This window comes from Arsenicicoccus bolidensis DSM 15745, from assembly GCF_000426385.1.
GTDB classification, from domain to species: Bacteria; Actinomycetota; Actinomycetes; order Actinomycetales; family Dermatophilaceae; genus Arsenicicoccus; species Arsenicicoccus bolidensis.
This window is the reverse complement of record NZ_AUFG01000034.1, coordinates 1-18809: the sequence shown is the minus strand read 5'-3', so window position 1 is coordinate 18809 and position 18809 is coordinate 1. Positions and strand designations below refer to the sequence as shown.

Annotated in this window: 21 protein-coding genes; 7 read left to right on the top strand and 14 right to left on the bottom strand. The window is 73.1% G+C overall.

Annotation, left to right across the window (positions count from 1 at the left end; genetic code table 11):
* Positions 1 to 70: 70 nt before the first annotated feature.
* The 6 genes from ruvB to K313_RS0115290 all read right to left on the bottom strand — a co-directional run bounded on the left by ruvB (position 71) and on the right by K313_RS0115290 (position 5654).
* Complete coding sequence (gene ruvB, locus K313_RS0115315; protein ID WP_029212349.1) at positions 71 to 1195, bottom strand: Holliday junction branch migration DNA helicase RuvB; 1125 nt, start codon at positions 1193 to 1195, stop codon at positions 71 to 73.
* Between the two features lie 3 nt (positions 1196 to 1198).
* On the bottom strand, positions 1199 to 1801 hold the full coding sequence (gene ruvA / locus K313_RS0115310) for a Holliday junction branch migration protein RuvA (protein WP_029212348.1): 603 nt from the start codon (positions 1799 to 1801) through the stop codon (positions 1199 to 1201).
* Positions 1802 to 1934: 133 nt separating this feature from the next.
* A complete protein-coding gene (gene ruvC, locus K313_RS0115305) occupies positions 1935 to 2603 on the bottom strand; it encodes a crossover junction endodeoxyribonuclease RuvC (RefSeq protein WP_029212347.1) in 669 nt (222 codons plus the stop codon).
* A gap of 499 nt (positions 2604 to 3102) precedes the next feature.
* Positions 3103 to 3873 (bottom strand): YebC/PmpR family DNA-binding transcriptional regulator, encoded by a 771-nt coding sequence (locus K313_RS0115300; RefSeq protein ID WP_029212346.1) that lies wholly within the window; start codon positions 3871 to 3873, stop codon positions 3103 to 3105.
* 42 nt (positions 3874 to 3915) lie between these two features.
* Complete coding sequence (gene pdxT, locus K313_RS0115295; RefSeq protein WP_029212345.1) at positions 3916 to 4539, bottom strand: pyridoxal 5'-phosphate synthase glutaminase subunit PdxT; 624 nt, start codon at positions 4537 to 4539, stop codon at positions 3916 to 3918.
* A 50-nt stretch (positions 4540 to 4589) separates the two neighbouring features.
* Positions 4590 to 5654 carry a helix-turn-helix domain-containing protein gene (locus K313_RS0115290; RefSeq protein ID WP_029212344.1) on the bottom strand — a complete coding sequence of 355 codons (1065 nt, stop codon included), beginning with the start codon at positions 5652 to 5654 and terminating at the stop codon, positions 4590 to 4592.
* A 78-nt stretch (positions 5655 to 5732) separates the two neighbouring features.
* Here K313_RS0115290 and K313_RS0115285 point away from each other — a divergent pair, with 78 nt between their 5' ends.
* Positions 5733 to 6983 (top strand): MFS transporter, encoded by a 1251-nt coding sequence (locus K313_RS0115285; RefSeq protein WP_029212343.1) that lies wholly within the window; start codon positions 5733 to 5735, stop codon positions 6981 to 6983.
* An 11-nt stretch (positions 6984 to 6994) separates the two neighbouring features.
* Here K313_RS0115285 and pdxS read toward each other — a convergent pair whose 3' ends face one another.
* From pdxS to pgsA, 5 genes are all read right to left on the bottom strand, one after another.
* On the bottom strand, positions 6995 to 7930 hold the full coding sequence (gene pdxS, locus K313_RS0115280) for a pyridoxal 5'-phosphate synthase lyase subunit PdxS (RefSeq protein WP_029212342.1): 936 nt from the start codon (positions 7928 to 7930) through the stop codon (positions 6995 to 6997).
* A gap of 95 nt (positions 7931 to 8025) precedes the next feature.
* Positions 8026 to 8583 (bottom strand): hypothetical protein, encoded by a 558-nt coding sequence (locus K313_RS0115275; protein WP_029212341.1) that lies wholly within the window; start codon positions 8581 to 8583, stop codon positions 8026 to 8028.
* The gene (locus K313_RS0115270) at positions 8583 to 9788 is read right to left on the bottom strand and encodes a glycosyltransferase family 4 protein (protein WP_029212340.1); all 1206 of its coding nucleotides are present in this window, start codon (positions 9786 to 9788) and stop codon (positions 8583 to 8585) included. Before K313_RS0115270 ends, K313_RS0115275 begins: the two co-directional genes overlap by 1 nt.
* A gap of 5 nt (positions 9789 to 9793) precedes the next feature.
* The gene (locus tag K313_RS0115265; protein WP_029212339.1) at positions 9794 to 10717 is read right to left on the bottom strand and encodes a phosphatidylinositol mannoside acyltransferase; all 924 of its coding nucleotides are present in this window, start codon (positions 10715 to 10717) and stop codon (positions 9794 to 9796) included.
* A 6-nt stretch (positions 10718 to 10723) separates the two neighbouring features.
* Positions 10724 to 11329 (bottom strand): phosphatidylinositol phosphate synthase, encoded by a 606-nt coding sequence (gene pgsA, locus K313_RS0115260; protein ID WP_029212338.1) that lies wholly within the window; start codon positions 11327 to 11329, stop codon positions 10724 to 10726.
* Positions 11330 to 11456: 127 nt separating this feature from the next.
* Between pgsA and K313_RS0115255 the strand changes: the two genes are divergently transcribed.
* From K313_RS0115255 to K313_RS0115245, 3 genes are all read left to right on the top strand, one after another.
* Entirely contained in the window at positions 11457 to 13583 is a 2127-nt protein-coding gene (locus K313_RS0115255; RefSeq protein WP_029212337.1) for an elongation factor G-like protein EF-G2, read from the top strand.
* Between the two features lie 69 nt (positions 13584 to 13652).
* Positions 13653 to 14336, top strand: coding sequence for a histidine phosphatase family protein (locus K313_RS0115250; protein WP_019287604.1), 684 nt, complete (start codon positions 13653 to 13655; stop codon positions 14334 to 14336).
* A gap of 274 nt (positions 14337 to 14610) precedes the next feature.
* A complete protein-coding gene (locus tag K313_RS0115245) occupies positions 14611 to 15189 on the top strand; it encodes a TMEM165/GDT1 family protein (RefSeq protein WP_029212336.1) in 579 nt (192 codons plus the stop codon).
* Here the strand turns inward: K313_RS0115245 and K313_RS0115240 are convergent.
* On the bottom strand, positions 15167 to 15493 hold the full coding sequence (locus K313_RS0115240; RefSeq protein ID WP_029212335.1) for a hypothetical protein: 327 nt from the start codon (positions 15491 to 15493) through the stop codon (positions 15167 to 15169). The genes K313_RS0115245 and K313_RS0115240 overlap by 23 nt on opposite strands.
* A gap of 5 nt (positions 15494 to 15498) precedes the next feature.
* Positions 15499 to 16059 carry an HIT family protein gene (locus K313_RS0115235; RefSeq protein ID WP_029212334.1) on the bottom strand — a complete coding sequence of 187 codons (561 nt, stop codon included), beginning with the start codon at positions 16057 to 16059 and terminating at the stop codon, positions 15499 to 15501.
* A gap of 23 nt (positions 16060 to 16082) precedes the next feature.
* On the opposite strand from K313_RS0115235, the gene K313_RS0115230 reads away from it, so the two are divergent.
* The 3 genes from K313_RS0115230 to K313_RS22590 all read left to right on the top strand — a co-directional run bounded on the left by K313_RS0115230 (position 16083) and on the right by K313_RS22590 (position 18602).
* Entirely contained in the window at positions 16083 to 16601 is a 519-nt protein-coding gene (locus K313_RS0115230) for a nitroreductase family deazaflavin-dependent oxidoreductase (RefSeq protein ID WP_240483996.1), read from the top strand.
* Between the two features lie 21 nt (positions 16602 to 16622).
* Positions 16623 to 17198, top strand: coding sequence for a hypothetical protein (locus K313_RS0115225; RefSeq protein WP_029212332.1), 576 nt, complete (start codon positions 16623 to 16625; stop codon positions 17196 to 17198).
* 198 nt (positions 17199 to 17396) lie between these two features.
* Positions 17397 to 18602 (top strand): hypothetical protein, encoded by a 1206-nt coding sequence (locus K313_RS22590; protein ID WP_156911418.1) that lies wholly within the window; start codon positions 17397 to 17399, stop codon positions 18600 to 18602.
* Here K313_RS22590 and K313_RS0115215 read toward each other — a convergent pair.
* Positions 18590 to 18809: integrase core domain-containing protein (locus K313_RS0115215; protein ID WP_029212330.1), on the bottom strand; the 220-nt coding region annotated here is incomplete at its 5' end. The two genes, K313_RS22590 and K313_RS0115215, sit on opposite strands and share 13 nt — an antisense overlap.

Genomic DNA, 18809 nt, shown 5'->3' with positions numbered 1-18809 from the left:
GTGGTGCAACGAGGAGGATTCCTCTCGGCAGTGTACGGGTCGGGTCTGTCCCCACCCAATCACCACGCGCTCAGGAGAACCGGCCCTCCCCGTCGAGGGGGAGCTGCGGAGCCCCGGCTCCGGGGGCGTCCATCGGCGCGGTGAGGCCGAGGTGCTGCCACGCCAGCGCCGTGGCCGCTCGCCCGCGCGGCGTGCGGACCATGAAGCCCTCGCGCACGAGATAGGGCTCAGCGACGGTCTCGACCGTGTCCGGCTCCTCCCCCACGGCGACGGCGAGCGTCGACAGGCCCACGGGGCCGCCGCCGAAGCGGGTGCACAGCAGCTCCAGCACCCCGCGGTCCAGCCGGTCCAGCCCCCGCACGTCGACGTCGAAGAGGGCGAGTGCCTCGTGCGCGGCCTCCAGGTCCACCACGCCGCGGCCATGCACCTGCGACCAGTCGCGGACGCGGCGCAGCAGCCGGTTGGCGATGCGGGGTGTGCCGCGGGACCGTCCCGCGATCTCGGCGATGCCGTCGTCGAGCGCCTCGACGCCGAGGAGCCGGGCCGAGCGCACGAGGATCGCGGCGAGGTCGTCGGAGGAGTAGAAGTCGAGGTGACCGGTGAACCCGAACCGGTCGCGCAGCGGCGCCGGCAGCAGTCCGGCGCGCGTCGTGGCCCCGACGACGGTGAACGGCGGCAGCTCGAGCGGGATCGCGGTCGCGCCCGGCCCCTTGCCCACGATGACGTCGACCCGGAAGTCCTCCATCGCGAGATAGAGCATCTCCTCCGCCGGGCGGGCCATGCGGTGGATCTCGTCGAGGAAGAGCACCTCGCCCTCAGCCAGGCTGGACAGGATCGCCGCGAGGTCACCGGCGTGCTGGATGGCGGGTCCGCTGGTCACGCGGATCGGCCGCTCCAGCTCGGCCGCGACGATCATCGCCAGCGTCGTCTTGCCGAGCCCGGGCGGACCCGACAGCAGGATGTGGTCCGGCACCGCGTCCCGGCGTCGCGCGGCCTCGAGGACCAGGGACAGCTGGTCGCGCACGCGGGGCTGCCCGGGGAAGTCCACCAGCCGCTTCGGCCGCAGCGCCGCCTCGACCCGCTGCTCGTCGTCGACCCCACGGGCGTCGACGACCCGCGCCGTCGCGTCATAGCTGCCGTCGTCGGCCCGACCGGCGAACTCGTCGTCCGCCCCTCGCTCCCACACCTCGGGCACGGGTCAGCGCCCCAGCTCGCGCAGGGCGGCGCGCAGCATCGCAGAGGTCGAGGCCATGCTGCCCGCGTCGCCGGCTGACGCCACCCGCCCGACGGCGTCCTCGGCCTGCTTGACGCTCCAGCCGAGCCCGACTAGCGCCTCGACGACCTGCGGCTGGGTCCCGCCCGCGGCCGGCGCGGCACCCGCGCCCGGCGTGGCGCCCGGGAGGACGCCGACCTTGTCGCGGAGCTCGAGCACGATGCGCTCGGCGCCCTTCTTGCCGATGCCGGGCACCTTGGTCAGGGTCGCGATGTCACCCGATCCGATGGCCGCGCGCGTGACGTCGGGGGCGTGCACCGACAGCATCGCGAGCGCCAGCCGCGGCCCCACCCCGCTGACGGTCTGCACCTGCTCGAAGAGCGCCCGCTCGTCGTCGTCGCCGAAGCCGTACAACGTCAGCGAGTCCTCCCGCACCACGAGGGTCGTCGACAGGCGGGCCTGCTGCCCCACGCGCAGCCCGGCGGCCGTGGCGGGAGTCGTGTGCACCAGCATGCCGACGCCCCCGACCTCGACCACGACGTGGTCGAGGTGGGCGGTCAGCACCGTGCCGGAGACGGACGCGATCATGAGTTCTCCTGTGGTCCAGTCGTCTTCGTCGTATGCCGCAGCACCGCATCCCGGCTCACCGCAGACCCAGGCGTCGTCGGCATCGTCGCACTCCCGAGGGCCGCGAGGGTCGGTGCCGCCCCGAGGGTAGCCCTCACGACGACGTCCCGCGCCGCACCGCCTGGCGACGGGCCGCCGCCACCGCGGGGTGGGCCGAGCCGCCACCCTGCGCACGATGCTCCGCCACGGCCTGCTGCCACCGGTTGGGGGCGGCCTGCTGCCGACGCCGCGCGGCGTCCAGCGCCTCGGCCGTGCGGTTGTCGGTCACGGCGCCGGCGAGCCGTGACGCCGCCCCGCCCCGCCATACGTGGCAGATGGCGAGGGCCAGGGCGTCCGCGGCGTCCGCGGGGGTGGGCCGCTCGTCCAGGCCCAGGACCCGCATGACCATGCTCGTGACCTGGGCCTTGTCCGCGCGCCCGTTGCCCGTCACCGCGGCCTTGACCTCGGACGGCGTGTGCAGGGCCAGCGGCAGCCCGCGGCGGGCGGCCGCGAGCATCGGGATCGCGCTCGCCTGGGCCGTCCCCATGATCGTGGACACGTCTCCGCGGGCGAACATGCGCTCCACCGCGATCGCGTCCGGGTCGTGGTGGTGCAGCCAGTCCTCCAGCTCGGTCTGGATGGTCAGCAGTCGTTGGTGCAGCGGCTCGCTGCTCGGGGTGCGGATCACGCCGACCGCCACCAGCCGCAGGGGACGGCCGGAGACTCCCTCCACCACGCCGACACCGCAGCGGGTGAGACCGGGGTCGACACCGAGCACCCGCATGTCGTTCCCCTCTCGCCGGACGTGTCGCGCGACAGTGTCCACGTTGCGCACCGACAGTCTCCACCGTGCGCACCGTCAGGCTACGCGGGACACACCGTCAGACCGAACACACGTTCGCCAGAGCGCCTCCGCGCGCTCCACGACCATCCCCCGTGTCGCCCACCATCCCCCGTGTCGCCCACCATCCCCCGTCTCGCGCTGCAGCGCCAGACCGACGCCGCACGGCGAGACCGCCACCACAACCCCAGACGGGAACGCTCCAGACAGACGCGAGCGGAGCCGGGCACGACCCTCGTCGTCCCCAGCCCCGCTCGCTCGTGTCCTCGCGCCGTCGTCAGTCCTCTGAACCCTCTGGTCGGACCTCCTCGGCGCTCCGGGCCTCGCTCCTACGTCGCTCGTGTCCTCGCGCTGTCGTCAGTCCTCGAACCCTCTGGTCGGACCTCCGTCGCACTCCCGGCTGCCGCGCTCCTGCGTCGCGGTCAGCAGCCGCTCGCGCTCGTCAGTCCTCTGAGTCCAACTCGGCCACGACCTCGTCGCTCACGTCCCCGTTCGTCCAGACGTTCTGCACGTCGTCGCTGTCCTCGAGCGCGTCGACGACCTTGAGCATCTTGCGGGCGCCGTCGGCGTCCAGCTCGACCTTGAGGTTGGGCACGAAGCTCGCTTCGGCCGATTCGTAGTCCAGGCCCGCCTGCTGGATCGCGGTGCGCACGGCCACGAAGTCGCCTGCCTCCGAGATGATCTCGAAGGTCTCGTCGTCGTCGTTGACCTCCTCCGCGCCGGCGTCGAGGACGATCTCCAGGAGGTCGTCCTCGGTCAGCTCGCGGTCCTTCTGCTGCTTGGTGAGCGTCACGACGCCCTTGCGCGAGAAGTTGTAGGCGACCGAGCCCGGGTCGGCGAGGTTGCCGCCGTTGCGGGTCAGCGCCACGCGCACCTCGGTGGCGGCGCGGTTGCGGTTGTCGGTGAGGCACTCGATCAGCACGGCGACACCGTTGGGGGCGTAGCCCTCGTACATGATCGTCTGCCAGTCCGCGCCGCCGGAGTCAGCACCGGAGCCGCGCTTCAGCGCACGGTCGATGTTGTCGTTGGGGACGGAGTTCTTCTTGGCCTTCTGGACCGCGTCGTACAGCGTGGGGTTGCCGGCCGGGTCGGCGCCGCCCTGCCTGCAGGCGACCTCGATGTTCTTGATCAGCTTGGCGAACAGCTTGCCGCGCTTGGCGTCGATCGCCGCCTTCTTGTGCTTGGTGGTGGCCCATTTGGAGTGGCCGCTCATACGTAAGCTCCTCGTGATGTCCGGCGTGGCAACTGGCCCAGTCTACGCGCCACGCACGAGGTCCACGAAGTACTCGTGCACCCGCAGGTCCCCGGTGACCTCGGGGTGGAAGCTCGTGACCAGCAGGGAGCCCTGCCGCGCCATCACGACCTTGCCCGCCGCCGCCCCCTCGGCGGACTCCGGCACCCTGGCCAGCACCTCGACGTCCGCGCCGACGTCCTCCACCCACGGGGCCCGGATGAACACCGCGCGCAGCGGCTCGGCCACCCCGTCGCGGATCGCCGGCACCGACAGGTCGGCCTCGAACGAGTCCACCTGGCGACCGAACGCGTTGCGCCGCACCGTGATGTCCATCCCGCCCAGGGTCTGCTGGTCGGCCGTCGCGTCGGTCACGCGGTCGGCGAGCATGATCATGCCCGCGCAGGACCCGTAGGCCGGCATACCGGCGGTGATCCGGTCCCGCAGCGGACCCTGCAGCCCGAACGCTCGCACCAGCTTGTCCATCACCGTGGACTCACCACCGGGTATGACGATCCCGTCCAGCTCGTCGAGCTCGTGCGGCCGGCGGACGGTGATGGCCTGGACGCGCAGGCACTCCAGCGCGTGGACGTGCTCGCGCACGTCGCCCTGGACGGCGAGGACTCCGATGCGGGTGGGGGCTGTCACCCGCCTCACGATAGTGCTCGGGCCGTATGCCGCTGAACCGCCCGCTCGCGCTACCGGTCCGCACCGACCGACGGGCCGCGCGGGTGGGTGCTCGCCACGAGCAGGTCGCCGAGCTGGGTGCGGGCGTAGAGCACCTCGCGGCCCCGTCGACGAGCCGCCACGAGCCCCGCCCGGGCCATGACCTGCAGGTGCTGGCTCATGGTGGGCGCGGTGACGTCGAGGTGGCAGGCCAGCTGCGACGTCGTCATCGGCAGGTCGAGGAGCACCACCGCGCCGGCGCGCGTGCGACCGACGAGCTCCGCGAGCGCGGTGCCCGTCGCGTCGGGCGCCTCGCGCCACAGGGTGCCGACCCCGCGCGGTCCGTAGCTCGCCGTCGGGGAGTGCCCCGGCATGTCGAGGAAGAGCAGCCCGGGGAACGCGAACGCGCACGGCACGAGCACGAGCCCGCCGCCGGACGTGGTCGGCCCGGGCTGGCAGGCACGTTCGACGACCAGCTGCTCCCCCTCCATGCGCAGTCGGGGGTGCAGCGTCCCGAGCACCTGGTGCAGGCCTCCGCTCGCGATCTGCTCGAGGCGCCAGGCGATGTCGGACTCCCCCAGGCCGCGGAGCCGCTCCCAGACCGGGGCTACCGCCACCTCGAAGTACGCCTCGAGGTCGTCCGCCGCGCGACCGCGCACGGAGGCCGGGTCCCGCAGCCCCGCGACCAGGGCCTCGCGAGACGAGGGGGTGGGGCTCTCGGAGAGCAGGATCCGCAGGTCCTGCTCGACGACCTCCGTCGCGGCCTCGCGGACGTCGGTCAGCGCCTCCGTCATCGAGCCCTCGCGCCCGTGCGGGGTCGGCGTGACGAAGTCCGCGAGGTGCCCGGCACCGGGCACCAGCGCCAGGAGCAGGCCGAGGTCGAGGCCTGCGTCCAGCACCCGGTCACGGGCGACCTGCGCCCAGGGGTCGTGGAGGGTGCTGCCCTGGCCCTGGAGCACCTTCAGCGACGCCACCGCCTCCCACACCGGCGACACCGCGAAGCCCAGCCGCCCGAGCTCGGCCGGCCCGACCGTGCGCACGCCGGTGGGGTTCTCGCTGCGCGACCGGGTGGCGCGGGTGGCCGTGGGGCTCGTCATACGGCCAGGCTAGCCCCCGACGATGTGGCCACCACCGAATCCTGGCCCGACCAGGTCCTGCGGGCCCACGCTCGACCCATGACCACCCGCGACACGATCCCCTCGACGGGCAGCAGCAGCCGTCTGCGGACCGACGGGCCGTTCGGCCTGCCGCGCACCTACTGGGCGATCTGGACCGCCGTCCTCGTCAACCGCCTGGCGACCTTCGTCCAGCCCTTCCTGGTCCTCTTCCTCGTCCACGAGAAAGGGCTCTCGCTCGCGCAGGCCGGACTGGTCGCGGCCTTCCTCGGCGTGGGCGCGATCGTGTCGAGCCTGGTCGGCGGGTGGCTGGGCGACCGGCTGGAGCGGCGGTCGGCGATCGTCCTCGGCCAGTCGCTCGCGGCGCTAGCGCTCCTCGGGCTGGCGGCCGCGCCGACCACCCCTCTGGTCGTGGCGGGCGCCCTGGCCGTCGGGCTGTGCTCGGACCTGGCCCGCCCGGCGCAGAACGCCCTCGTCGCGGACGTCGTCGCGCCCGAGCAGCGCGTCCGCGCCTACTCCCTCGTCTTCTGGGCGCTCAACCTGGGCTTCTCGGTCGCGACGCTCACGGCCGGGGTCCTCAGCCGGTTCGGCTACGGCTGGCTGTTCGTCGTGGACGCGGCGGCCACGCTGCTGTCCGCCCTGCTCGTGGTGGTGCTCGTGCCTCGTATGCCGCGCGCCCGCCGCCCCTACGGACCCGCCACGCGCGGGGTGGTGGCCTCGATGGTCCGCGACCCGCGCGCCGTGACCCTCGTGCTCGCCGCCACGGCCTACGCGACGGTCTACCAGCAGGCCTACTCGACGCTGCCGCTCGTCATGGGGCGCGACGGCCTGTCGGCGGCGGCCTACGGCGCGATCGTGGCGGTCAACGGGGTGGTGATCGTGCTGCTGCAGCCGTTCGCGGCGGGTCGGATCGAGCGGTGGCGACCCGAGCTCGTCTATGCCACGGCCCTGGTCGTCGTGGGGGCTGGTTTCGGGCTCACCGTCGTGGCCGGGTCCGTCGCGACCCACCTGGTCGCGGTGATCGTGTGGAGCGTGGGCGAGGTGGGCGCCGCCGCGGTGATCGGCGCGATGTTCGCGGCGCTGGCGCCCCCGCACCAGCGCTCGGGCTACCTGGCGTCCTTCTCCCTGACCTTCTCGGTCGGGATGGCGGTGGGCCCGGCGCTCGGCACGTGGGTGCTGTCACGCCTGGGCGAGCCCGTCCTGTGGCTGGGATCGCTCGCGCTGCTCGTGGCCGCGGCGCTCGCCGTGAGCAGGCTCCACGCTCCGAGCGCTGACGTGCCACCCCCGCCCGCGTGCGCCGAGCGGGGGTGACGACGCTCAGCTCACCAGCCGCGCTCGGCCAGACGGTGCGGCTGCGGGATCTCGTCGACGTTGATGCCGACCATGGCCTCGCCGAGTCCGCGCGAGACCTTGGCGAGGGTGTCGGGGTCGTCGTAGAAGGTGGTGGCCTTGACGATGGCCTCCGCGCGCTGGGCCGGGTTGCCGGACTTGAAGATGCCGGAGCCGACGAAGACGCCCTCGGCGCCGAGCTGCATCATCATGGCGGCGTCGGCGGGGGTGGCGATGCCGCCGGCGGTGAAGAGCACGACGGGCAGCTTGCCGCTCTGGGCGACCTCGCGCACGAGCTCGAACGGCGCCTGCAGCTCCTTGGCGGCGACGTAGAGCTCGTCGGCCGCCATCGTCTGCAGGCGGCTGATCTCGCCGCGGATCTTGCGCATGTGGGTGGTGGCGTTGGAGACGTCGCCGGTGCCGGCCTCGCCCTTGGAGCGGATCATGGCCGCACCCTCGGTGATGCGGCGCAGGGCCTCGCCGAGGTTGGTCGCGCCGCAGACGAACGGCACGGTGAACGCCCACTTGTCGATGTGGTTGCTGTAGTCCGCGGGGGTGAGCACCTCGGACTCGTCGACGTAGTCCACGCCGAGGGCCTGCAGCACCTGGGCCTCGACGAAGTGGCCGATCCGGGCCTTGGCCATGACCGGGATGGAGACGGCCTCGATGATGCCGTCGATCATGTCGGGGTCGCTCATGCGGGACACGCCACCCTGGGCGCGGATGTCCGCGGGGACCCGCTCGAGGGCCATGACGGCGACGGCGCCGGCGTCCTCGGCGATCTTGGCCTGCTCCGGCGTGACCACGTCCATGATCACGCCGCCCTTGAGCATCTCGGCCATGCCGCGCTTGACGCGGGTGGTGCCGGTGCCGGTGCCGGCGCTGGGGACGGAAGGGGTGGTCGCGGGGCTGGACTCGGTGATGCTCATCGCGTTGGCGCTGCCTTAGCTCGAGGACTGCTGTGTCGACTTCGGTGTCGGCGTCATCGTAGGTCCATCCGCGCGACGCGCCCGCATCGCCCGGATCACTCGAGGGCGGAGGGCAGGCGGTCGTCGAACTCCACCGTGTGCGGCAGCTCGGCGTGCCCGGCCAGGCGGAAGGTGCGGACGAGGCGCTTGCGCCGCACCCGCTGCACGTCGACGACGGCGTCGTTGTGGAAGCGCCGGGCGAGCTGGACGCGGGTGCAGGAGCTGCGCAGCCGCTGCAGCAGGACGCGGCCGCCGTGGTCGCCGTCGCGCCGCAGCGCGTCGACCGTCTCGGGCGGCAGGGCGAGGTCGAGCGCCTGGGTCAGGTCGGTCTCGGCCTCGATCCGCGCCTCGACCGGCTCGTCCTCGAGCTCCAGCGTCTCGGCCGCCGCCGCGGCGAGGAACAGCGAGGTCGCCGGGTCCAGCAGACCCGACCCCGCCAGCTCCTGCACGGCCTCGGCGCGTCGCACCAGCTGGGCGTCGACGGCGACGAGCGCGCCCTCGACGCGGGCGTGCAGCCGGTCCAGGCGGGCGGCGGTGTAGGTCAGCCGCCACGCCAGCAGCAGGAGGACCAGGCCGACGAGGACGACGGTGAGCGGGATGTCGGGGACGTGCATCAGCGCCGCGCGCCCCGGCCGAGGGCGTCGCCGATCCCCTGGGTGAGGCTGCGCCCCATGCTCTCGAGGCGGCGGGACACGGCCCCTCGCTGCTTCTCGGGCGCCCCGAGCAGCACGGTCTCGTAGACCGCGAGCACCTGCTCGGCCACCACGGACCAGTCGAACTGCCAGGCGCGCTCCTGCCCCACGCGGGACAGCCCGGCGCGCCGGTCGGGGTCGGCGAGCAACGCCACCGCACGCTCGGCCAGCGACGCGCTCGACTCGTTGGCGAAGGTCGCGCCGGCACGACCCCCGTCCAGCACGCGCACGAACGCCGGGAGGTCGGACGCGAGCACGGGCGCCCCCGCCCCCATGGCCTCCACCAGGATGATCCCGAAGCTCTCGCCACCGGTGTTGGGCGCGACGTAGACGTCGGCCGAGCGGAACAGCGACGCCTTGTCCTCGTCGGAGACGGCCCCGAGCAGCTCGACGTGGCACCCGTCGGGCACCGCGGCACGCACGCCGTCCTGGTCGCCCGGGCCGGCGACCAGCAGCCGGACCCCGGGCACCTCGCGGGTGATCGCGGGCAGCGACTCCAGCAGCAGGGGCAGGCCCTTGCGCGGCTCCTGCAGCCGGCCGAGGAAGGCGATGGTCGGCCGCTCCGGCGTGCCCTGCCACTCGGGGCGGACGGGCGCGGCGGCGAACCGGTCGACGTAGACGCCGTTGGGGATGACGACCGCGTCGCCGCCGTAGTGCGTGGTCACCGTGCGGCGGGCGTCCTCGGAGACGGCGACGCGGCCCAGGATCTTCTCCAGCGACGGGCGGAAGGCGGGGTAGACCGTCTGCATCGCCCGCGAGCGCACCTGGGAGGAGTGGAAGGTCGCGACGATCGGGCACTCCGCCTGCCAGAGGGCGAGGGTGCCGATCGACGGGGTGATCGGCTCGTGGATGTGCACGACGTCGAAGCCGCCGTCCTCGAGCCAGCGCGCCACCCGCGACGCCGTGACCGGTCCGAAGTTGAGCCGCGCCACGGAGCCGTTGTACTTCACGGGGACGGCCCGCCCGGCGCTCACGACGTACGGCGGCAGCGCGGTGTCCTCGTCGGCGGGCGCCAGCACCGACACCTCGTGGCCCGCGCGCAGCAGCCACTCGGCGAGGTCGCGCACGTGGAACTGCACCCCCCCGGCGACGTCGAAGGAGTACGGGCAGACGATCCCGATGCGCAGCGGGGTCACCGCACGTCCTCGGCAAAGACCCGCTGCATCATGTGCCAGTCGGCCGTATGCCGGACGACCGCCGCCTCGAGCGCCGCCGCACAGCTCTGGGTCATGGCCGCGGCCTTGTCCCTCGTGCGACCCGTCTCGGGCACGGGCACCTGCTCGTGGAAGGTCACGACGACGTCGTAGCCGCTACCGGTCCCGCCGGGTCCGTGCCGCCGCTCGTAGTGCACGGACACGGGGTGCAGCGGCGCCCCGGTCGCGACGGCGAGGGCGGCCGGGCCGGGCGCCATCCGGGCCTCGCGGCCGCAGAAGGTCACGGTGACGCCCTGGTCGGTCAGGTCGCGGTCGGCGAGGAGCGGCACGAAGCCGCCAGCCCGCAGGGCGCGGACCAGCTCCGGCATCGCCGGCGGACCGCCGGTCAGGGGCAGGATCCGCATGCCGAGCCGCTCGCGGAAGGCGACGAAGGCCTCGTAGACCTCCTCGGGCCGCAGCCGCTCGGCCACGGTCGTGACCGGCGCCAGCTCGTGCGTGGACCAGGCGCCGGCGAGGTCCCAGTTGCCGAGGTGCCCGAGGAACATCACGGCCCCGCGGCCCTCGCGCAGCGAGTCGCGCACGCCCTGGTCGCCGACGACGCGCACGGTCTCGTGCAGCACCTGCTGGGTGAGGTCGGGCAGCCGGAACGCGTCGCACCAGTAGCGTAGGTAGGACCGCATCCCCTCGCGCACGACCGCCTCGAGCTCGGCGGGCGACAGCTCGGGCCGCACCCGTGCGTAGTTGGAGCGCAGCCGCTGCACCGAGCGCCCGTCGCGGCGGTGGGTGACGTCGGCCGCGCGGTCGAAGGCGGCGTAGGCGACGCGCGCGGGCAGCAGGCGGACGACGCGCCAGCCGGCGCGGAACGCCCAGACGGTGGCCCGGTCGGCGAGGCGGTTCGGCATACGGCCTCAGCCTCGGGAGAGGGCCTGCGTGCGCACGACCAGGATCCGCTGGAGCACGGTGATCGCCGACAGCACGGCGAGGACCCACAGGGCCAGCGCCACCATGGGCTCCCACAGGCCGATGCCGGTCACGAAGGTGGCCACCAGGATCAGCACGAGCCGGTCGGCGCGCTCGGCCACCCCGACGCTCGCCGTCATGCCGAGCCCCTCGGCCCGGGCGCGGACGTAGGACACGAGCATCCCGAGCACCAGCACCGCGAGCGCGACGCAGGTGAGCACGCGATCGCCCCGCCACGCGTAGTAGAGGACGAGCCCGCCGAAGATCGAGGCGTCGCCGATCCGGTCCAGGCTCGAGTCGAGGAAGGCGCCGAAGCTGGAGGTGCGGCCGCTGTGCCTCGCCATGACGCCGTCGATCGTGTCGGAGAAGACGAACACCGCGATCAGGAGCGTGCCCACGAGGAACTCGCCGCGGGGGAAGAACCACAGCGCGCTGGCCGCCACCCCGAGGGTGCCGACGATGGTCACGGCGTCGGGCGAGACGCCGAGGCGCAGCAGGACCTTGGCGACGGGCGTGAAGATCCGGGTGGCCAGAGCACGAAATCGGTTCAGCATGGTGCCCCCACCCTAGCCATAGGGGGACCCCGCTTGTCGGCACCGCTCGCCGGGAGTTGAGTATGGACTCACCCACCCTGCACGGCAGGGTGGACGATCCGCCAACGACGAAGTCAGGTGAGATGACATGGCCGCTAACAACAGCCAGGGTCAAGGAGCCGCCGGCTCCCCCGCCCCCGTCCGCCCCGAGGACATCAGGAATGTCGTCCTCGTGGGGCCGTCCGGATCGGGAAAGAGCACCTTGTTCGACCACCTGATAGCGGCCCGCGTGCCGGGGCGGCGCGCCAAGGAGTCCACCAAGGGCGAGGACACCCGCTCGGTCGGGCTGGACGCGGCCTCCTTCGACGTCGGCGGGACGACCATCAACCTGCTCGACACGCCGGGCTACCCCGACTTCGTGGGTGACCTGCGGGCCGGGCTGCGCGCGGCGGACGCGGCGCTGTTCGTCGTCTCCGCGGTGGACGGGGTCGACGCGGCCACCGGGATGCTGTGGCACGAGTGCGAGGCGGTCGGTATGCCGCGCGCCATCGTCGTGACCAAGCTCGAGGCAGGGCGCGGGTCCTTCGAGGACACCGTGGACTCGTGCCGGCGGGTCTTCGGCGACGCGCAGCCGCTCTACCTGCCCGTCCAGGACGACGACGGCACGATCACCGGGACGCTGGCCCTGCTCAGCCGCCGCCACTACGACTCCTCCGGCGGCGACGTCCGCATCAGCGACGCGACGCCCGAGCAGCGTGAGGTCATCGACGAGGTCCGCGGCGACCTGGTCGAGGCCATCATCACCGAGTCCGACGACGACACCCTGCTGGACCGCTACCTCGAGGGCGAGGACGTCTCCTTCGACACGATCCGGGCGGACCTGATGACCGCGGTGGCCGCGGGCACGTTCTTCCCCGCCATCCCGATCAGCGCGCTGACGGGCGCGGGGGTGCCGGAGCTGCTGGAGATCTTCACCGACGCCTTCCCGGACCCCACGCGGCACCCGCTGCCGATGGTGACCTCGCTGGACGGCGAGCCGATCGAGCCCCTCGTCGGGGACCCGGACGGGCCGCTGGTGGCCGAGGTCGTCAAGACCTCGACGGACCCCTATGTCGGACGCGTGTCGCTCGTCCGCGTGTTCAACGGCACCCTGCGCGCCGAGGACGTGGTGCACGTGGCGGGCCACCTGTCGGCCTTCGTCGGCAAGGAGGTCGAGGGCCACCCGGACCACGACTCCGACGAGCGCGTCGGCCAGCTGGCGACCCCGCTCGGCGGCACCGAGCACGCGCCCAAGTCGCCGGGTTTCGCCGTCGCCGGCGACCTCGCGATCGTGGCCAGGCTGGCCCACGCCGAGACCGGGGACACGCTCTCGGCCAAGGACTCCCCGTGCGTCGTCGAGCCGTGGCTGCTGCCCGACCCGCTGCTGCCGGTGGCGATCCACCCGGTCTCCAAGGCCGACGAGGACAAGCTCGCCAGCGCCCTGCAGCGCGTCGTCGCCGAGGACGTGACGATGCGTCTGGACCACGACGCCGAGACCCACCAGACGGTGCTGTGGACGATGGGGCAGGCGCACGTGGACGTGCTGCTCGGCCGGCTCCAGGAGCGCTACCAGGTCAGCGTCGAGGCGGAGCCGCTGCGGGTGGCGCTGCGCGAGACCTTCGTCGCCCCGGCCCGGGCCCAGGGCCGGCACGTCAAGCAGTCCGGCGGGCACGGCCAGTTCGCCGTCTGCCACGTCGAGATCGAGCCGCTCGAGCGCGGCGCGGGCTTCGAGTTCGTCGACAAGGTGGTCGGCGGGGCGGTGCCCCGACAGTTCATCCCCTCGGTCGAGAAGGGCGTCCGGGCCCAGATGGCCAAGGGCACCCTGGCGGGCTATCCCATGGTCGACATCCGGGTCACCCTCACCGACGGCAAGGCGCACTCCGTGGACTCCTCGGACATGGCCTTCCAGACCGCCGGGGCGCTGGCGCTCAAGGAGGCCACGAGCTCGGCCACGGTCACGCTGCTCGAGCCGGTGGACTCCGTCGACGTGGACGTGGCGGACGACTACGTCGGGCCCGTCATGAGCGACCTGTCCACGCGGCGTGGCCGGGTCGTCGGCACCGAGCCCGGCGACGAGGGACGCACCGTCGTGCACGCCGAGGTGCCGGCCCTCGAGCTGACGCGCTACGCCATCGACCTGCGGTCCGTCGCGCACGGGACGGGCACCTTCCGCCGCGACCGGCTGCGCTACGACCCGCTCCCGCAGCAGCTGGCGGCCAAGGTCGTCACCGCCTGAACGCCGCAGCGGGCGCGTCGCCCGACCCCGGGCTGGGCGCCGACCGTGGCGGATGACAGACTCTGCGACATGGACCTCTTCGTCATCCGCCACGGTCAGTCAGAGAACAACAAGCTGTATGCCGAGACCGGCAGCCGCGCAGGTCGCACCCCCGACTCCGAGCTGTCCGAGCTCGGCCACGAGCAGGCCAGGCGCCTCGCCGAGGCGGTGTCCCAGGACCGCAGCCACCTCGACGTGGAGGTCCTCTACACCGCCCTCACGCACCGGTGCCTGCAGACCGTCGCGCCGCTCGCGGACGCCCTCGGGCTCGAGCCGATCGGCCGCACCGACCTGGGCGAGGTGGGTGGCCTGTACGCCGCGCACCCGGCCACCAACGTGCGTCGCCCCTACCCCGGCCTCAGCACGCAGGAGATGCACGACATCGCCCCGTCCCTCACGCTGCCGGACGACGTCGAGCAGGGCTCGGAGTGGGACGGCGGCTTCGAGGAGGAGCACGCCGAGGCGCAGCGCCGGGCGGCCACCGTGCTCGCCGACCTGGCGTCCCACCACGGGGACCGCGCCACGATCGGCATCCTCACCCACCAGCACTTCGGGCAGCTCCTGATCGGTGCCGCGGCCGGCATCGGCGAGGCCGGCCGCAGGTTCGAGCTGTCCAACTCCTCGGTGACCGCGCTGCGGCACGAGGACGGCGAGTGGCGCGTGCTCTGGGTCAACCGGGTCCGCCACCTCGACAGCGACCAGATCAACGCCTGACGTTCTCCCAGACCCGCCCAGAGGGCGCCACGATCGGCCAGGACACGCCGATCGTGGCGCCCTCTCGTGTTGGGCGAGCCGGCCGGGGCGGGCTACCCTGGACGCTGAAAGGGAGTAGTCCCCAACAGTCGAGTCGACACATTGGCCCTCGGGCCCGGCTCGGCAGGCCACGACCGTGTGGCGGACGAGACTTTCGACCAGCACCCCGTCGACGGACGTGCCTGGCCGAGGTCCGTCCACGACGCGGGTCCGGCAGGCCTGAGAGGACCCCCTCGTGTACGCCTTCCTCCTGAGCACCGCGGTGATCTTCGTCGCCGAGCTCGGCGACAAGAGCCAGCTCATGGCCATGACCTTCGCCGCCCGTTACCGCGCCCGCGACGTCCTCCTCGGGATCACCGCCGCCACCGCGCTCGTCCACCTCGCCTCCGTCGGCATCGGCTACGCCATCGGTGACGTCTTCGCCGACGCCCAGGGCGTCATCCAGGTCGTGGCGGGCGTCGCCTTCCTGGCGTTCGCCGCGTGGACGCTCCGCGGCGACGAGCTCACCGACGACGAGGCCGCCAAGGCCCGCAACAGCCGGGGCATGGCGCTGCTGGCCGTCGGCACGGCGTTCTTCCTCGCCGAGCTGGGCGACAAGACCATGCTCGCGACCATCACCCTCGCCACCCAGGAGGGGTGGTTCGGCACGTGGGTCGGCTCGACGCTCGGGATGGTCGCGGCGGACGCCCTGGCCATCGGCGTCGGCGCCCTCCTCGGCCGCAAGCTGCCCGAGCGCACCATCAAGATCGGCGCCGCCGTGCTGTTCCTGGCCTTCGGCGTGCTGCTGATCGTCAGTGGCGTGCGCGCCCTCTGACGAGCCTCTCCACCGGACGGACGGTCGGCCGCAGGAACCGGTGGCCGTGGCGCAGCAGCTCCGGCCACACCTCGCGCCCCCGGCTGACCGCGCCGTCCCGGCCGATCCAGACCAGCGCCCCCCGGCAGTCGTCCGGTGTCAGCCCCCACCGCTCCAGGGGCAGCCGACGCCAGGGCCGCAGCTCGAACCGGTCGCGCGACACGACGTGCCACAGCGCCCTGGCCTGCACCCGGCCCAGCGCGGTCGTGTCGTCGTAGGCCAGCACGGGAAGCGGTTCCGCAGACGTGACGGGCAGGTCCGGCATACGGCTCACTCCCCCGGCCAGGCCGCCACGATCTGCTGCCGGGTGTCCTCGAGCAGGACGGGCAGGGCCTTGGTCTGGCCGACGATCGGCAGGAAGTTCATGTCGCCGCCCCACCGCGGCACCACGTGCTGGTGCAGGTGAGCGGCGACGCCCGCCCCGGCGACGGCGCCCTGGTTCATCCCGAGGTTGAAGCCCATGGGACTGCTGGCGGCCTCCAGCGCGCGGATCGCCTGCTTGGTCAGCCGGGTGAACTCCTCGGTCTCCTCGTCGGTGAGGTCGAGATAGAGCGGCACGTGGCGGTAGGGGCACACGAGCAGGTGTCCGGGGTTGTACGGGAAGAGGTTCATGACCACGAAGCAGAGCTCGCCGCGGTGCACGATGAGGCCCTCCGCGTCGTCCTTGTCGGGCGCCGCGCAGAACGGGCACCCTTGCCCCGCATCGGTGCTCGGTCGATCCGCCTGGATGTAGGCCATGCGGTGCGGCGTCCACAGACGCTCGAACCCGTCGTCCACACCGGCGAGCTGGCCGGCGTCCTCGATGCTGCGCGGGCCCTGGAGGTCTGTCACCCCTCGATCCTAGACTCGACCGTATGACGACGACACCAGACCCCATGCCCGCCACCCCCGCCGGCAACGACGCCTCGGGCCACGACGCCTCGGGCGTCGACCCCTGGGCCGCGCTCGACGCCCCTCCCGCCCCCAACGCCTCTGGCTGGGTCCGCCAGCAGCTCGAGGACATCCATGCCGCCGGCACCACCGACGCCGCGAGCGTCGAGGGCAGGCGGGTGGTCGTCCTCACGATGCTCGGCAAGTCCTCCGGCAAGGTCCGCGAGGTGCCCCTCATGCGGGTCGAGCACGACGGCGTCTACGCCGCGGTCGGCAGCAAGGGCGGCTCTCCGGAGCACCCCCAGTGGGTCCACAACCTGACCGCCCACCCGCACCTGCTCCTGCAGGACGGCAGCACCGTCACCCGACGGGTCGCCCGGCTCGCCACCGACGCCGAGCACGCCGAGTGGTGGCCCCGCTGCGTCGAGGCCTTCCCGCCCTACGCCGACTACCAGACCAAGACGGACCGCCAGATCCCGGTCTTCCTCCTCGAGCAGGCGTGATGCGGCTGGCATGCTGACGCCATGAGCAAGCACCGCGCCGAACGCCTCGCCCGGATCCGCGCCAAGCTCGAGTCGGCCATGGCCGAGCACACCTGCCTCGAGCTCGACATGCCGGACGAGGCCGTGACGGGATACTGCGTGGGCGTGGGCCGGCGGTGGTGCCTCGTCCAGACCTCGGCGCCGTGGCCCGACGGCTACGTCGCCGCCCGGATCGCCGACCTGGAGCGGATCCGCCACCACCAGTACCCCGCCATCCACCGGTTCGCCTTCGAGCACGAGGGCGCCTGGCCTCCCAGCGGCCTGGACGGCCTCGACCTCGACACCACCGAGGCGCTCGTCGCAGGCCTCGCCGAGCGCTACCCGCTCCTCGGGCTCGAGCTGCGGGACTCCGACGACCAGCTGTTCGTCGGAGCCCCGGTCCTCGTGGCGCAGGGCACCTTGATGCTGCAGGAGCTCACCCCCTCGCCGACGTGGGAGGCCCTGTCCACGTGGCGTCTGGGCGACCTGGCCCGCATCACCGTGGGCGGCCGCTACCAGGACCTCCTCGCCCTCGCGGCGCCCGAGCGCCCGGCTGACCCGTCCCCCTTCGCGGACTGACGTCCTCCCGCCCGCTGGTCACCTCTGGACAGCCTCTCCGACCCCGGAACGTAGCCGTTCGGGACGCTCGGTCATTCTTTCGATTTTCGGGTGGATACCCTTGCTGACCAGCGGGTTTGGTCGATATCATGGGGTATGGCGAGAGGGTCTCGCGGGGGTGCTGCGGACGATCGGGGTCCGCGACGGGAGGGGTCGACGATGACGACAACCGTGTCAGCGCCGGCGACGAGCACAGCGGCCGATGCTGTCGGCCACGACACCGGCCCTGACGGGTTGCCGGTCGGGTTGGTCGAGGGGCTGGCGGTGCTGCCCGGGCCCGTGCTCGACGCCCTGACCCGGGCGCTGGCCGAGGCCACACGCCCGGTCCTGCACCCCGACCAGATCACCGGATCGACCCCCGCCATCCCCCTGTCCCGCGGGCGGGACGCGGTCGCGACGATCGTCGCGGTCGAGCACCTGACCAACTACCTGCACACCATCGCCCTGGACGCCCACGCCACCACCATCACCGTCATCGCCACCCATGAGCTCGCCGCCGACCGCGCCGACGGACGCACCCCCCGCCTGACCGCCGCCCGCGGCACCGCCCGCACCCTGACCAGCGACGAGATCACCACCGCCACCGGGCTACCCACCGGCCACGTCCACGCCCGCGCCCGCCTGACCACCGCCCCCACCCCCGTCCGCGCACCCCTGCTCGCCGCGATGCGCGCCGGGACCACCACCTTGACCCGCGCCACCCACACCCGCGACGACACCCACCACCTGCCCGACGACGCCGCCGCCACCGTCATCGCGACAGTCCTGGCCCCGCTACGCGGACACACCCGCGACGGGCACCCCGCGCCCGTGGGGCACCGCACCTTCACCAGCCGCCTGCGCCGCGCCGTCACCCGCGCCGACACCGCCCACCCCGACCACGCCAAGGCCTGCACCGACCGGCTCGCCCGCCGCCACGCCGGCGACCCCCGCACCCTCGACCAGCTGCGCACCGACATCGCCCTGCACCTGATCACCCACGGCTGGACCACCAGCAGCGCCGACAGCGACCAAGACCTGCTCATCGGCACCCCACCAGCCGCGACCTGCCACCTCACCCTGCCCATCACCACCCTGCTCGGCACCAGCCACGAACCCGGCGAGCTCACCGGCCTCGGCCCCGTCCCCGCCCCCATCGCCGCCCACATCGCCATGCGCGACAACAGCGTCTGGACGCGCCTGCTCACCGACCCCACCACCGGACACCTGCTCGACCGCGCCACCAGCACCTACCACCCCACCGCCACCATGCGCGCCGACCTGCACGCCCGCGACCACACCTGCCGCGCCCCCGACTGCCACACCCCCGCCACCACCTGCGAGACTGAATCGGCCCCGGTTCTCCGCCGCTCCTATAGTGGCTGAGCCTGGAGGGCCAGGTCAGCGTAGTGGGCGTGTTCGGCCTGCACGGGTGTGATGTTACCGATGGCTGAGTGCAGGCGGCGGTTGATGTACCACTCGACCCAGGCTGCGGTGGCGAACTCCACATCGGCGATGGTCCTGTAGGGGCCATTTTGAAAGATGTTCGTGCGGATGCACTCGGTCTTGTACAGTCCGTTTCCGCTCTCCATG